Source organism: Vibrio sp. GLN_1, from assembly GCF_043106015.1.
Lineage (GTDB): Bacteria > Pseudomonadota > Gammaproteobacteria > Enterobacterales > Vibrionaceae > Vibrio > Vibrio parahaemolyticus.
This window is the reverse complement of record NZ_JBICMD010000035.1, coordinates 314,308-328,460: the sequence shown is the minus strand read 5'-3', so window position 1 is coordinate 328,460 and position 14,153 is coordinate 314,308. Positions and strand designations below refer to the sequence as shown.

14 protein-coding genes are annotated in these 14,153 nt (G+C 43.2%); 9 read left to right on the top strand and 5 right to left on the bottom strand.

Annotated features, from left to right (window positions below):
- The first annotated feature begins 1 nt into the window (after position 1).
- The 7 genes from rsxC to ACF8OV_RS16645 all read left to right on the top strand — a co-directional run bounded on the left by rsxC (position 2) and on the right by ACF8OV_RS16645 (position 6,851).
- Positions 2–2,725, top strand: coding sequence for an electron transport complex subunit RsxC (gene rsxC / locus ACF8OV_RS16675; protein ID WP_203504802.1), 2,724 nt, complete (start codon positions 2–4; stop codon positions 2,723–2,725).
- A complete protein-coding gene (gene rsxD / locus ACF8OV_RS16670; RefSeq protein ID WP_005480820.1) occupies positions 2,725–3,771 on the top strand; it encodes an electron transport complex subunit RsxD in 1,047 nt (348 codons plus the stop codon). Before rsxC ends, rsxD begins: the two co-directional genes overlap by 1 nt.
- Before the next feature lie 7 nt (positions 3,772–3,778).
- Positions 3,779–4,414 (top strand): electron transport complex subunit RsxG, encoded by a 636-nt coding sequence (gene rsxG, locus ACF8OV_RS16665; RefSeq protein ID WP_005494487.1) that lies wholly within the window; start codon positions 3,779–3,781, stop codon positions 4,412–4,414.
- Positions 4,411–5,103, top strand: coding sequence for an electron transport complex subunit E (locus ACF8OV_RS16660; protein WP_005480817.1), 693 nt, complete (start codon positions 4,411–4,413; stop codon positions 5,101–5,103). The genes rsxG and ACF8OV_RS16660 overlap by 4 nt, the downstream gene beginning before the upstream one ends.
- A gap of 79 nt (positions 5,104–5,182) precedes the next feature.
- Positions 5,183–5,824, top strand: a complete 642-nt coding sequence (nth, locus tag ACF8OV_RS16655) for an endonuclease III (protein WP_021484873.1) — start codon at positions 5,183–5,185, stop codon at positions 5,822–5,824.
- A gap of 32 nt (positions 5,825–5,856) precedes the next feature.
- Positions 5,857–6,273, top strand: a complete 417-nt coding sequence (gloA, locus tag ACF8OV_RS16650) for a lactoylglutathione lyase (protein ID WP_005480812.1) — start codon at positions 5,857–5,859, stop codon at positions 6,271–6,273.
- Positions 6,274–6,416: 143 nt separating this feature from the next.
- Positions 6,417–6,851, top strand: coding sequence for a DUF2753 domain-containing protein (locus ACF8OV_RS16645; protein WP_005490627.1), 435 nt, complete (start codon positions 6,417–6,419; stop codon positions 6,849–6,851).
- 209 nt (positions 6,852–7,060) lie between these two features.
- Here the strand turns inward: ACF8OV_RS16645 and ACF8OV_RS16640 are convergent, their stop codons facing one another.
- The gene (locus tag ACF8OV_RS16640; RefSeq protein WP_005494483.1) at positions 7,061–7,942 is read right to left on the bottom strand and encodes a flagellar protein MotY; all 882 of its coding nucleotides are present in this window, start codon (positions 7,940–7,942) and stop codon (positions 7,061–7,063) included.
- A gap of 348 nt (positions 7,943–8,290) precedes the next feature.
- On the opposite strand from ACF8OV_RS16640, the gene rnt reads away from it, so the two are divergent.
- Together rnt and ACF8OV_RS16630 are read left to right on the top strand one after the other, a co-directional pair.
- Positions 8,291–8,935 (top strand): ribonuclease T, encoded by a 645-nt coding sequence (gene rnt, locus ACF8OV_RS16635; protein WP_015297064.1) that lies wholly within the window; start codon positions 8,291–8,293, stop codon positions 8,933–8,935.
- A 28-nt stretch (positions 8,936–8,963) separates the two neighbouring features.
- Positions 8,964–10,289: a Na+/H+ antiporter family protein gene (locus tag ACF8OV_RS16630; protein ID WP_005490613.1), complete on the top strand. Its 1,326-nt coding sequence runs from the start codon at positions 8,964–8,966 to the stop codon at positions 10,287–10,289.
- Between the two features lie 94 nt (positions 10,290–10,383).
- Here ACF8OV_RS16630 and ACF8OV_RS16625 read toward each other — a convergent pair whose 3' ends face one another.
- The 4 genes from ACF8OV_RS16625 to ACF8OV_RS16610 all read right to left on the bottom strand — a co-directional run bounded on the left by ACF8OV_RS16625 (position 10,384) and on the right by ACF8OV_RS16610 (position 14,151).
- On the bottom strand, positions 10,384–11,013 hold the full coding sequence (locus tag ACF8OV_RS16625; RefSeq protein ID WP_025518652.1) for a DsbA family protein: 630 nt from the start codon (positions 11,011–11,013) through the stop codon (positions 10,384–10,386).
- A gap of 1,144 nt (positions 11,014–12,157) precedes the next feature.
- Positions 12,158–13,138, bottom strand: a complete 981-nt coding sequence (locus ACF8OV_RS16620; protein WP_258639516.1) for a hypothetical protein — start codon at positions 13,136–13,138, stop codon at positions 12,158–12,160.
- A 52-nt stretch (positions 13,139–13,190) separates the two neighbouring features.
- Positions 13,191–13,568 carry a hypothetical protein gene (locus ACF8OV_RS16615; RefSeq protein WP_258639518.1) on the bottom strand — a complete coding sequence of 126 codons (378 nt, stop codon included), beginning with the start codon at positions 13,566–13,568 and terminating at the stop codon, positions 13,191–13,193.
- Positions 13,569–13,953: 385 nt separating this feature from the next.
- Complete coding sequence (locus tag ACF8OV_RS16610) at positions 13,954–14,151, bottom strand: hypothetical protein (RefSeq protein WP_258639520.1); 198 nt, start codon at positions 14,149–14,151, stop codon at positions 13,954–13,956.
- Between the last annotated feature and the right edge of the window lie 2 nt (positions 14,152–14,153).

Here is a 14,153-nt window from a genome sequence, read left to right as displayed (position 1 = left end):
TATGTTGTCTTTGATTGAACAAATTCGTACTGGCTCGCTTTGGGACTTCCCAGGCGGTGTGCATCCGGCAGAAAACAAAAAACAATCCAATAAAGCAGACTTAGTGCGAGCATCCATTCCCGCTGAAATCATTCTTCCGCTGAAACAGCACATTGGTAAAGCGGGTAACTTGTTGGTCTCTGTTGGTGAGCACGTTTTAAAAGGACAAGCTTTAACCCAATCAGAAACGGGGTTTACAGTACCTGTACATGCGCCAACTTCTGGCACAATCACTGCCATCGAGCCTCGAACGGTGGCTCACCCTTCTGGTTTGAGCGAATTGTGCGCCGTCATCACTCCTGACGGCCAAGATACTTGGTGTGAAAAGTCACCTATCGCTGACTACACTCAAGAATCCGCCGATGCACTCATCGACATTATTCGCCTTGCTGGCATTTCAGGGATGGGTGGTGCTGGCTTCCCTACTGCGAAAAAGATCCAATCGGGCATTGCTCGTACAGAAATCCTGATTGTGAATGCAGCAGAATGTGAACCGTACATCACGGCCGATGACAAACTGATGCAGGAGCATGCCGAAGAGCTTATCCAGGGTATCGAAATCGTCGAACACATCCTTAAGCCAAAGCTGACGATCATTGGTATCGAAGATAACAAGCCAGATGCCATTAAAGCGTTGGAAAGTGCCGCGCTGAACAAGGACATTGTTATTCGAGTAATCCCGACGAAATACCCGTCGGGCGGTGAAAAGCAGCTGATAAAGATTCTGACCAACAAGGAAGTTCCTAGCGGCTCTATCCCTGCAGATATTGGCATCTTGGTTCAAAACGTCGGTTCTTTATACTCGATTAAGCGCGCTATCATCGATGGCGAGCCAATAATCGAACGTGTCGTTACGTTAACCGGTAAAACCTTTAAACAGCCTCGAAACGTATGGGCGCTCTTGGGTACTCCAGTTCAAGCACTGCTCGACGAATTCGGGTACAAAGCCGATAAAAAACTTCAGCGTTTGATCATGGGCGGACCAATGATGGGCTTTACCCTGCCCCACTCACAGGTTCCTATCACCAAAACGGCGAACTGTATTTTAGCTCCGACTCGTCACGAGATTTCAGCTCATCAATACGAGATGGAATGTATACGTTGTGGTCAATGTGCAGAAGCTTGTCCTGCATCTCTACTGCCACAGCAGCTTCAATGGCATGCTAAGGCCGAAGAATATGACAAGCTAGAAGAACTAAATCTAAAAGATTGTATCGAGTGTGGCGCTTGTGCGTTTGTTTGTCCAAGTGAAATTCCACTGGTGCAATATTACCGCCAAGCAAAAGCAGAAATTCGTACTCGAACTCAAGAAGCAGAAGCCGCAGAGCGTGCGAAACTGCGCTTCGAAGAGAAAAAAGCGCGTATGGAGCGCGAAAAAGCAGAACGTGAGAACCGCTTCAAGAAAGCCGCGGATGACCGTCGAAAAGAGATGAAGTCAACCGGTGGTGATGATGCTATCGCCGCAGCCATTGCTCGTGTTAAAGCACAAAAATCGAACGAAGATAATAAAGCTGAGCCAGCAGTTAAACCTGCTGTCGCGGCTGCCATTGCCAAAGCAAAAGCGAAGCAAGCCGCAGCAGCAAAAGTTGGTGCAACTGAGCCTGACAACTCCGAAATGGCAAAACTGCGTGAAGAGCGCAAGCGTCTTGCTCGTGAACGTAAAGCAGAAAAAGAACAAAGCGAAACCCCTGCTAACAATGCTGATGATAAAAAGTCCGCAGTTGCTGCAGCAATCGCGCGCGCGAAAGCGAAAAAAGCTCAGCAGGAAGAAAACGCATCTGAAGAGCCAGAAGATAAAAAAGCTGCAGTAGCCGCTGCTATTGCTCGTGCAAAAGCGCGCAAAGCACAACAAGAAACTGAATCGCAACCTGTTGAAGAAACAGCTTCTCAAGAGCTAACCGAAGATCCGAAGAAAGCTGCAGTCACTGCTGCTATTGCTCGTGCAAAAGCGCGTAAAGCGCAACAAGAGACTGAATCTCAACCTGTTGAAGAAACAGCTTCTCAAGAGCCAGCTAAAGATCCGAAGAAAGCCGCAGTTGCAGCCGCTATTGCTCGTGCAAAAGCGCGTAAAGCGCAACAAGAGACTGAATCTCAACCTGTTGAAGAAACAGCTTCTCAAGAGCCAGCCGAAGATCCAAAGAAAGCTGCTGTCGCTGCTGCTATTGCTCGTGCAAAAGCGCGTAAAGCGCAACAAGAGACTGAATCTCAACCTGTTGCAGAAACCGCTTCTCAAGAGCCAGCCGAAGATCCAAAGAAAGCCGCAGTTGCCGCCGCTATTGCTCGTGCAAAAGCGCGTAAAGCGCAACAAGAAACTGAATCGCAACCTGTTGAAGAAACAGCTTCTCAAGAGCCAGCCGAAGATCCGAAGAAAGCCGCAGTTGCAGCCGCTATTGCTCGTGCAAAAGCGCGTAAAGCGCAACAAGAGACTGAATCTCAACCTATTGAAGAAACAGCTTCTCAAGAGCCAGCCGAAGATCCGAAGAAAGCCGCAGTCGCTGCTGCTATTGCTCGTGCAAAAGCGCGCAAAGCGCAACAAGAGACTGAATCTCAACCTGTTGAAGAAACAGCTTCTCAAGAGCCAGCCGAAGATCCGAAGAAAGCCGCGGTCGCTGCTGCGATTGCTCGTGCAAAAGCGCGAAAAGCTCAACAAGACGCGAATAAAAATAATACCGAGGAGAACGAGTAATGTCGTTTTTTATTGCCAGTTCACCGCATGCGCATAGTCGTCGCAGCACGCCTGACTTAATGAAATGGGTAGCCTTATGTGCTATCCCTGGCTTGGCAGCGCAAACGTACTACTTTGGTTGGGGCACATTAATCCAGCTGATTTTTGCTATCGCCGTTGCAGTATCACTTGAAGCACTCGTGATGATCTGTCGTAAACGCTCGCCAATGAGAGCGTTACGAGACAACAGTGCAATTGTCACCGCATGGCTACTCGCCGTTGCCATTCCACCTTGGTCTCCGTGGTGGATCATAGTTATTGGTTTAATTTTTGCGATTGTGATTGCCAAACACCTTTATGGTGGCATTGGACAGAATCTCTTCAACCCAGCAATGGTCGCTTACGTTGTACTTTTGATTTCCTTCCCGGTTCAAATGACCAGTTGGAGTGCACCAACACTGTTGATTCCAGACCATGTGAATTTCGCAGATACCCTCTCTTTGATTTTCACTGGTTTTGATTATGACGGTCTTTCATTGCAACAAGTTCGCGCTGGTGTTGATGGTGTAACAATGGCAACTCCACTGGATGCCTTTAAAACAGGTATTCACACGGGAGCAACCCCTAGTGAAGTGCTTTCACAGCCGATCTTTGGTGGCTTGGCTGGCATCGGCTGGCAGTGGGTGAACATAGCCTATCTGATTGGCGGCTTAGTGATGATCAAAAAACGCATCATTCAGTGGTACATTCCAGCAGGCTTCCTCGCGAGTTTGACTCTGTTTAGCCTTATTTTCAGCGTTATCACGCCGGGAGAGACGGCTTCGCCAATCTTCCATCTGCTGTCAGGCGCAACCATGCTAGGTGCGTTCTTTATTGCGACAGATCCAGTATCGGCATCTACCACAGTAAAAGGTCGCCTTATTTTTGGTGCGCTAATCGGTGCTCTTGTCTTTATTATTCGTAGTTGGGGCGGCTTCCCTGATGGGGTCGCCTTTGCGGTTCTATTAGCCAACATGTGCGTTCCGCTTATCGACTACTACACCAAACCTAGAACTTACGGCCACTGAGGTAAACATGTTAACCGCAATTAGAAAAAATGGTCTGACACTGGCGATCTTTGCTTGCGCCACAACAGGTTTGGTCGCGTTGACTCAGTACTTAACCGAAGATCAAATCAAGCTTCAGGAACAAAAGCAGCTACTTTCAGTGCTTAATCAAGTAATTCCTGAAACGATGCACGACAACGCATTAACTCAATCATGCACGTTGGTGACGTCTCCAGAGCTTGGCACGATGCACGCGATGCCTACCTACATTGCAACCAAAAATGGCGAGCCAACAGCCATCGCCATTGAGTCGATTGCACCAGATGGCTATAACGGTGAAATCAAAGTCATCACAGGTATCGATAATCAAGGTAAGATTTTAGGTACGCGCGTACTTAGCCATCAAGAAACTCCGGGGCTAGGCGATAAAATAGATCTTCGCGTTACCAGTTGGATTCTTGGTTTCACGGGTAAGCAAGTCACCGAAGATAATTGGAATTCTTGGAAAGTTCGTAAAGATGGTGGAGACTTTGATCAGTTTACTGGCGCTACCATTACGCCTCGAGCTGTCGTCAAAGCAGTCAGAAACACCGTAAACTACGTAAATCAATCTCGTGATGAGATTCTCAGCCAGCCACTAAACTGCGCAGGAGACAATCAATGAGCGAAAACAAACAATTGATGAAGAACGGCATGTGGAGCAACAACCCAGCATTGGTTCAGCTGCTCGGTTTATGTCCTCTACTCGCCGTTTCATCGACGATCACCAACGCGCTGGGGCTTGGTATTGCCACATTACTGGTACTAGTGGGGTCTAACGTAACGGTTTCACTGATCCGTAACTATGTTCCTAAAGAGATCCGAATTCCGGTTTTCGTTATGATCATTGCGTCACTCGTAACCTGCGTCCAGCTACTAATGAATGCTTACGCTTACGGATTGTACCTATCACTGGGTATCTTTATCCCGTTGATCGTAACCAACTGTATCATCATCGGTCGCGCCGAAGCTTACGCTTCAAAAAATGATGTGCTTCCTGCCGCATTGGACGGCTTATGGATGGGACTGGGCATGACCAGTGTGCTAGTTGTGTTGGGCTCAATGCGCGAGCTTATCGGCAACGGCACATTGTTTGACGGCGCAGACTTGCTATTGGGTGACTGGGCTGCAGCGCTGCGCATTCAAGTATTCCAATTTGATAGCAGCTTCTTATTAGCACTATTACCACCAGGTGCTTTCATCGGTGTAGGACTTTTGATTGCGTTGAAAAATGTTATCGACAGCTCAATTCAGGCTCGTCAGCCGAAAGAAGAAAAACCGGCCATTGAGCGTGCTCGCGTAACTAACGCATAATATAAGAATTCTAAAATCAAGGCTCTACCACTCGTAGGGCCTTTTTCATAAACCGCAAAGACGGGTTTGGAAGTCAGCAATGAACAAAGAAAAAAGAATAGAAATTCTTGAACGATTAAGAGAAAACAACCCCAATCCTGAAACGGAACTGAACTGGAGCTCTCCATTTGAGTTACTCATCGCTGTGCTACTTTCAGCGCAAGCGACCGATGTCAGTGTCAACAAAGCCACTGATAAACTCTTCCCCGTTGCGAATACGCCACAAAGTATTCTCGATTTGGGTGTCGATGGTTTGAAGGAATACATCAAAACTATTGGCCTGTTTAACTCAAAAGCAGAAAACACCATCAAAACCTGTAAGATCTTATTAGAAAAACATAATGGCGAAGTACCAGAAGATCGAGCCGCTCTTGAAGCTCTTCCAGGAGTCGGCCGTAAGACCGCCAATGTCGTGCTCAACACCGCATTTGGTTGGCCAACCATTGCCGTCGACACGCACATTTATCGCGTTTCAAATCGTACTAAGTTTGCGATGGGAAAAACGGTAGATGACGTCGAACAAAAGCTATTAAAAGTGGTACCAAAAGAGTTCAAACTCGATGTACACCACTGGTTAATTCTTCATGGTCGCTACACTTGTTTAGCTAGAAAGCCTCGCTGTGGAAGCTGCATTATTGAAGATTTGTGCGAATATAAAGAGAAAGTATACCCAGATAGTTAACGCTATCTGAAAACAGAAGCTAGGAGATAAAAATGTCAAACGGTCGAATTCTACACACTATGCTTCGCGTAGGTGATCTAGACAAATCAATCAAATTTTATACTGAAGTCATGGGCATGCAGTTGCTTCGTACCAACGAAAACAAAGAGTACGAATACACACTTGCCTTTGTTGGTTACGGTGATGAATCCCAAGGTGCCGTGATTGAACTGACTTACAACTGGGGTAAGACAGAATATGACCTAGGCACAGCATTTGGTCATATTGCAATTGGCGTAGACGACATCTACGCAACATGTGATGCAATCAAAGCCGCAGGCGGTAACGTTACTCGCGAAGCGGGCCCAGTGAAAGGTGGTACAACACACATCGCCTTTGTAAAAGATCCTGATGGTTACATGATTGAGCTTATCCAGAACAAACAAGCTTCTGCGGGTCTAGAAGGCTAATTCATCTGATTCACTTGCATTGCAAGTCGAACCTCAATTACAGGCAGGTCTGCGATCTGCCTGTCCTTTTGTAAACAAACCACTTTACTTGATAATAATTATCGTTTAGATTCATCCCAAATTCGATACGTGGGACAACGATAATGATCAGTGAATGGGAAAAACACACACTCCTAGCCGATACTGCCCTGCAACTAGATGATCCTGTACGCAGCATTCTTCACTATCAACAAGCTTTAAGCTTAAGTGAAGACATTAGTGAATGCGTGGAAATTGAAGCAGACGAACGACTTTTGATTTCTGTAATCTCTTGTCACAACCTCGCGCAATTTTGGCGCTGGGCTGGTGATACCGAATACGAACTCAAATATCTTCAGCTGGCATCTGAAAAAGTGCTCACACTTATTCCCCAATGCCCAAACCAGAATTGCGCGAGCTTTATTGACTCCATCGGCTGTTGCACAAAAGCACTTATCGACTTTATGAAGCGTCATCCAAACCCAGCAATTGCGAAACAAGTAGAAAAGATCGATACCGCAACCAATTGCGAAGTGATCGCTAAGTTTCGTTTAAATTAATGAGCAAAGGTCGAAAATAAGCTGACCTCATCACTTGGAAATAACTCACGAAAGTTATTCAACAGTAAGTAGATACTCACTAACATATACAACGTAAGACTTGAGCGTTTTCGATGCTCTTACTTAATTTACAAGCTAACAACGTCAATATACAAAAACGCCGGAGATTATTTCTCCGGCGTTTTTTATGTAAGCATGCTTACTACGGCCTAAACTTGAGTTCGACCTAAAGAGATCACTACACGACGGTTCTTGTCTTTACCAATCGGCGTGCCATTATCAGCAATAGGTCGGCGCTTGCCATAACCTTGCACTTGAATACGATCCTCTGGCAAACCCAGTGATTCAAAGTAAGTGCGTAGAGACTCTGCTCGTCGCTCCGATAGGCTCTGGCTTTCGCTCTTACCATCGGTTGAATCAGTGTATGTCGCCACCAGCACGAGGTCGATATCTTGATTGTGACGCACATAATCAGCAATCTGAGCAAGACGCTTTTTAGACGCTTTCGTCAGTTGGTCACCCTGACGTTCGTAATGCAAAATCGTAAACGCAATATCTTCGAAACTGTACTTCAACAAATTAGCGATACAGTCACTAAACGCATTGTACTTACTTTGGAATAATACGGATGACAACGCGACTTCAATTCGTTGATCGCGACTTTGCCAATCTTGATAGCTGAATGTTGGGTAACGGCCTTTCTCTAATTCAGATAAAATACCCCAAGCAGTTTGCCCACCGACATACCCATCAAACTGTTTGAAAAACTTCAGATTCGTGATGCGGTCGGCATGCTCACCCGGTCGCCAAGGCGGTGGCATTGAGATCAAGCTGACATTGCGTGTTTCACCCATAGGGCGACGCATCTTAAGTTCAAAATCCAAATTGATTTTTTTACTCGCACGCGACGAAAACACCGCATCACCAAAGCTTGGAATTGGATGCACAAGCTGACATTCCAAAGGGGTATTTACCACCATTTCCCATTGTGATTGCTGCGGAGTAGCGACATAACGCTTGCCCATCACCGCGTAACTGTTTGCGCTAAGCAGTGAAAGCATGACACCACTGGTTATCAGCCATTTATTCATCTAGTACAATCTCTCAAACGGCAGTCTTTTGCCGTTAATTGGAATCATTAAAACTACAACGATTGTCATGCAAAAATCCCGCCAATGCTCTAACTTTCTTAGTGAGAGTATCAAAATGAACGACTCTAGCTCTGATTTCTCCCACAAATGCCGCTAAATCGTATCTATTTCCGAGTTAAATATGCACCTGCGTGATACAAAAATCGGTACTTGTGCTCTTTATCTCAAGCGCCGCGCGAGCTTATTGATTAGATGGAAAATAGAATTCCGTTTTTCTCCGAAATTGCGGTTTTTCTCATCGATATAATCTGCAATAATGCAGCCTTCGTCACACAAAAATAAGCCAACATGACAATAGAAAATGAAGCCCTAACCCTGAAAAAGCGTTTTCGTGGTTATTTCCCAGTGGTTGTTGACGTTGAGACCGCTGGTTTCAATGCTCAAACCGATGCACTTTTAGAAATCTGCGCCGTCACCCTTCGTATGGATGAAGAAGGCGTTCTGCATCCAGCCTCCACTATTCATTTTCATATTGAACCTTTTGAAGGCGCGAATTTAGAGAAAGAAGCGCTTGAGTTTAATGGTATTCGTGACCCTTTCAGCCCGTTACGCGGTGCAATTTCTGAACAAGAAGCATTAAAAGAAATTTATAAGCTGATTCGTAAAGAACAAAAAGCATCTGATTGCTCACGTGCAATAATGGTTGCACATAACGCCGCTTTCGACTTAAGTTTTGTTAATGCAGCAAACGAACGCTGCAAGTTAAAAAGAGTCCCTTTTCATCCCTTTGCTACTTTTGACACCGCCACATTAAGCGGCCTTGCTTATGGTCAAACTGTTCTCGCTAAAGCATGCAAAACGGCAGGGATGGAATTCGACAATCGTGAAGCGCACTCTGCCCTTTACGATACACAAAAAACTGCAGAGTTATTCTGTGGCATCGTGAACAAATGGAAGGCCCTCGGCGGTTGGCCGCTTGTTGACGAAGAATAATAAGTAAACACAACATATTGGGAATAGTATGAATCCTGTCGTTATCTCAGTTTGCGTCATGCTCGTGTTAGCATTGATGCGCGTAAACGTGGTGGTCGCCCTCACGTTTAGTGCCATTGTTGGTGGCCTTGTTGCGGGAATGAGCTTAGGCGATACCGTAGCGGCCTTCGAAAGTGGATTAGGTGGCGGTGCAACGATTGCACTTAGCTACGCTATGCTTGGCACATTCGCCGTTGCCATTTCTAAATCTGGTATCACTGACCTGCTCGCAAAAAGCGTGATTAAACGCCTAAACGGCAAAGAAAGTGCGGCATCGACTACTGGCCTTAAATACGCTGTATTAGTGGCGTTAGTGCTCGTAACCATGTCTTCTCAAAACGTAATTCCTGTTCATATCGCCTTTATTCCAATTTTGATTCCACCTCTTTTGGGCGTATTTGCGAAGCTTAAACTGGATCGTCGCTTAATTGCGTGTGTGCTGACTTTTGGTCTGATTACACCTTACATGGTGCTTCCTGTTGGTTTTGGCGGCATCTTCTTAAACAACATCTTGCTAAAAAACCTGCATGACAACGGTTTAGAGAACGTTGTCGCAAGCCAAGTACCAACCGCAATGTTACTTCCTGGCGCGGGTATGATTTTTGGTTTGTTACTGGCCATTTTTGTTAGCTACCGAAAACCTCGTGAGTACAAAGAAACAGAACTGACGGTGGTTCACGAAACCGACCACAGCATTAACAAACAGCACATCCTAGTGGCTGCACTTGGTATTATTGCCGCGCTTGGTGTTCAGCTTTACACCGGCTCAATGATCATCGGTGCTCTTGCTGGTTTTATGGTGTTCACGTTTGGTGGCGTTATCGCGTGGAAGGAAACCCACGACGTATTCACCAAAGGCGTTCACATGATGGCGATGATCGGCTTTATTATGATCGCAGCCGCGGGTTTTGCAGCGGTAATGAAACAAACGGGTGGCGTAGAAACCCTAGTTCAGTCACTGTCTACAAGCATTGGTGACAACAAACCGCTTGCAGCGCTACTTATGCTGGTTGTTGGTCTATTGGTAACCATGGGTATTGGTTCTTCATTCTCGACAATTCCAATTCTTGCAACCATCTACGTTCCGCTTTCTTTGGCGTTTGGTTTCTCACCGATGGCAACGATCGCATTAGTAGGTACAGCTGCAGCGCTAGGTGATGCAGGTTCTCCAGCATCCGACTCAACATTGGGCCCAACTTCTGGCCTAAATGCTGACGGCCAGCACGAACACATTTGGGAAACGGTTGTTCCAACCTTCATCCACTACAATATCCCACTGATCATCTTCGGTTGGATCGCTGCAATGGTGCTTTAGTATCAAGTTTTCTAACAGAAAAGACTGATACCTTTGCTAACAAAAAAACCGCTCGATATGAGCGGTTTTTTTAATTCAATCGAAAACGAAGCCACTATTGCGCTGGCATGTTTTCGATAATGCGTTCACGAATCAACTTAAGCGTTGGCTCGGTCGATAGGTAATCCACCTCAATTGGGAAATACGCATCGTTGATTTGCAGCACCAAACTAGGGTAAGAGTTAACACCCAAACTTTTCGCTAAACTCAGTTGGTCTTGGAATACACCTTCCAATAACGTGCCATCCATATCATTTTTAAACTGCTGCACATTCAAGCCAATCTCTTTCGCTAATTGAAGATGCGTTGCTTCTTCATGAGGCGGCATTGCACGTAGATAATAGGCGTGCTGAATCGCTTCGAGCATTTGCTCATACGAATCTTGAAATCCCGCGGCGATAACAGCGCGGCATGATTGATACGTACTTCTCACTGGTGTGCACAGTTTCCAGAAATCGTAATTAAACTTGGTGCCTAGCTGAGTTTCGATTTGCTTCCAAATCCCCTCAAGCTTTTGTTGCATTTCTGGCGGCATTGGCAAATTAGTATCTGGTGCAAGCCCACCCACCACATACTCAAACTGAATCACACCTGGCAGTTGTTGTTTTAGTTTTTCGATGGTTGGTTTGTATCCCCAGCACCAACTGCACATAGGGTCATGTACGTAGTAAAGCTTTATATCCACTTTAATAATTAAACCTTTAAAATCATTTAGTTAAATCAAACAAAAACATTAAGTGGCGATGAAGTGGCGACACATTTAAATCTAATTGCTTGGTTTAGGCTTCAAAGTTAACAAGTTTTCCGGCAAAGAAGCAGGCTTTGGCTCTTCTCATGCACTTCCCACGAAAACAGAGATTTCTTACCGTTAACTTCAAAGTCATTTCAAAATCTCAAAGTAATTATACAGTCTCATAAATTGAAAAACTTATTTATCTTGGCAATTCGCCTTCAAACCAATCTATATAAGGCTTCGTAAGCTTCACAATTGATCGTCTCTTTCTTCTTTTGATCGTCTTCATTTATGACGAAAAACACACTCACCCCATGATTTTCAAACACTTACCAATCACTATCCGATCTTTCCAGATCATTAAAATTGCAATTTCTTGAAATTCTTTTCAACTTTTGAAATTTCTAAAATGGTTCTAGAAGCGATTCTTAGAGGTCTGGGGGGATTCTCGAACGCCCCTATGGCTAAGGCTTCGCTTGATATCTACCGTGTTACGTAGACAGCTGAATTTCGACATTTAAGAATTGCGAAAAAAACAGCTCGAAAACATCGCAGGTGGGGAGGAGGAGTGCGGATTCAGTCACCTAGAAGTCGACTTCTGTCAATGGATGGTCCTTTTGTGGTTTGGCCGCATCGAGCGCGTAACTGCTGCAAATGTTCGAGGAAAAAGAAAAGTGACCTTGATTGGCGCTTACTTTGACATTGGCGATGGATGGAAAGCTAGAGTTTTGAGAACTCTGTTATGATAGGCCAGATAAATACATGACTTCTAAATATGACACTATGTCATTTGGTGTAATGTTTAAGCCTATACGCTCCTATAGATATGTTTATTTATCTATATAGTCACCTAAAAATGTCTCACGCTGTGAGACAGAATGTCAAATAACTTTATAAGTACTTACTAAGCTACCGCCCGTGCCAGGCTCCTCAATATTTTGCGTAATTTAGTCATACACAGTATTGGTGATCGCTTTACCATATTACCTGTCATAGAAAGTTCAGCTGGAAGAACGACCTAGCGCCGTATGACTGAGTTCACTTTCCAACTTCACTTTAAACGACTCTTTACTTATTGCGATTATCAGTTAGTAGACTACCTAAGTAAAATATCTTTTACGGATTCATAATGATCTAATATAAACTCAGGTACTATATCAAAAAAACTCGCACTCGACTCATGAATTGAAACAATACCAATATATATTGCAAATATAGCAAAAATCGATGGTATAAGAAAATCCATCATAATATACCTAATATACCCTGCTTGGGTTTTTTCAAACTTAGATATTAGCTTGTCATTTTTATCACTTAGCCTTTTAATAAATCCATTAAGGGTGACGGTATTATCTTCAATTTCTTTTTTTATTGCTAAAAAATTACTTTCTATCTCTTTATTTAATTGTTCATATTTATAACGATGACGTATGTAACTTTCAATCTTATCATTAATAGGACGTTCTAATTTATCATTTTTTTCGACATTAATTTCTTTAATTAAACTATCTACTATAAGGTCAATCCCCTTCAAGGTTTCAAGATCAATAACATTTCCATACCCATCATTCTTTTCATAAACAATATATCTGTTCATGTCTCTCTTTATTCCTGAATAGATTCTATATGTATTTAGGAGCTCTCTATTTAACCTTTTAATAGAATTATCAAGTCGTTTCTTATCCTTTTCATACATGAATAGACCTATCTTGATAATCTCAGTAGTACTATTGTAATCTCTAACATCGTCCTCTCTATCACTATTTTGCCCACGCCATAACCAAAGAGCACGACATAACTTAAAGTATAAAATCAATGATATTAACTCATAGATACATACCACTAAAAGAATAGAAATAATAGTAATACTAGGTATTCCACTATCACCTGATATTTTAAACCCAAAAACTGAATCAAAATTTTCATCATAAAAAACAATAGAAACAACGACACATAATAAAGCCGAATACATTAAGTTTCTTTTATGTATTTTAGCTGATGTTGTCAAAAAGTCATCACCGCCGGTTGCAACATGCAAATTTCTATAAATATATCTATTATTAAATAAACTTTTCATTAATAACCTAAAAAACCACCAATATATAAAAATCAATATGTTAAATTAAAGTCTAATTTATTAATATTGACAGTTTGGCAGCCAATGGTAAAAATATTGGTGCTAAGGTTACGTGAATAGCTAACAAATTCATAAATTCAGTGTAAGACTTTCCAAAACTTTCTGTCCCCAATTTATTGAACATATTATTAACACATTTATTAAATTCATTTCTGGTTTCTAATCTTTCTATTTTTTGAACTTCTATAGATAGTGATGAAAAAAGATTAATTGTATCTTTAGATATATGTAATTGTTCACCTATCTCTATATAATCAGTATTTTCTACTATACAGCCATAGTCGAAACCAATTGTTTTATTTTTTGCTGTTTGTATAACTGTTTTACAATCTTTTATATACATTCCCACTAAACGATTTTCTTTACTCATGTGGCAACCTCCATAGCTATGCAACACCTATACTATAAGAAACTAACTCATTGATAAATTGAAATTTTAGTTTCTAGAAAAACTCTCTGTTACTTTCTAGCTTCACGACCAAGCTCCCACCATTTCGATCCAAAGGTACATATTCATGCACTCGAAATGGCTGCTGGCACCACCTTCTCTCCACCAAACTGTATACATATTCGTATAATTTACATTTAACCCATGTATTGATTTTTTCTCAAATCAACATCTCTAAAAGTCAGATCGAAAACGTCACTTTATGCTCCTGGCCGTCTCTTAGCCATACATTTTGGGAAGAAAAAGCTTAGTTACCCTAAGTAAAAAGCGCCCGTTGTGAGAGCTTTGATATGCTCAGAGCTATTATCTAGACAATATAGTACTGTCCTTTTGAACTGCCTCCTGTCACATCTGCCTTCGCATTCTGAGTAATTTCGTCATACACCGCATTGGCGATCGCTTCTGCCATTTTCCCTGCCATGGCGAATTCACCTGTAAGAACGAACCCTTGTGCTTGTAGTTCGGTTTCCAACTTCTGTTTAAGTGAAGCTTTACTCATTGCCATGT

Bases quoted from the DNA above. Each gene is read 5' to 3' on its own strand.
- rsxC (WP_203504802.1), top strand. From the start codon at position 2: ATGTTGTCTTTGATTGAACAAATTCGTACTGGCTCGCTTTGGGACTTC.
- rsxD (WP_005480820.1), top strand. From the start codon at position 2,725: ATGTCGTTTTTTATTGCCAGTTCACCGCATGCGCATAGTCGTCGCAGC.
- rsxG (WP_005494487.1), top strand. From the start codon at position 3,779: ATGTTAACCGCAATTAGAAAAAATGGTCTGACACTGGCGATCTTTGCT.
- ACF8OV_RS16660 (WP_005480817.1), top strand. From the start codon at position 4,411: ATGAGCGAAAACAAACAATTGATGAAGAACGGCATGTGGAGCAACAAC.
- nth (WP_021484873.1), top strand. From the start codon at position 5,183: ATGAACAAAGAAAAAAGAATAGAAATTCTTGAACGATTAAGAGAAAAC.
- gloA (WP_005480812.1), top strand. From the start codon at position 5,857: ATGTCAAACGGTCGAATTCTACACACTATGCTTCGCGTAGGTGATCTA.
- ACF8OV_RS16645 (WP_005490627.1), top strand. From the start codon at position 6,417: ATGATCAGTGAATGGGAAAAACACACACTCCTAGCCGATACTGCCCTG.
- ACF8OV_RS16640 (WP_005494483.1), bottom strand. From the start codon at position 7,942: ATGAATAAATGGCTGATAACCAGTGGTGTCATGCTTTCACTGCTTAGC.
- rnt (WP_015297064.1), top strand. From the start codon at position 8,291: ATGACAATAGAAAATGAAGCCCTAACCCTGAAAAAGCGTTTTCGTGGT.
- ACF8OV_RS16630 (WP_005490613.1), top strand. From the start codon at position 8,964: ATGAATCCTGTCGTTATCTCAGTTTGCGTCATGCTCGTGTTAGCATTG.
- ACF8OV_RS16620 (WP_258639516.1), bottom strand. From the start codon at position 13,138: ATGAAAAGTTTATTTAATAATAGATATATTTATAGAAATTTGCATGTT.
- ACF8OV_RS16615 (WP_258639518.1), bottom strand. From the start codon at position 13,568: ATGAGTAAAGAAAATCGTTTAGTGGGAATGTATATAAAAGATTGTAAA.
- ACF8OV_RS16610 (WP_258639520.1), bottom strand. From the start codon at position 14,151: ATGGCAATGAGTAAAGCTTCACTTAAACAGAAGTTGGAAACCGAACTA.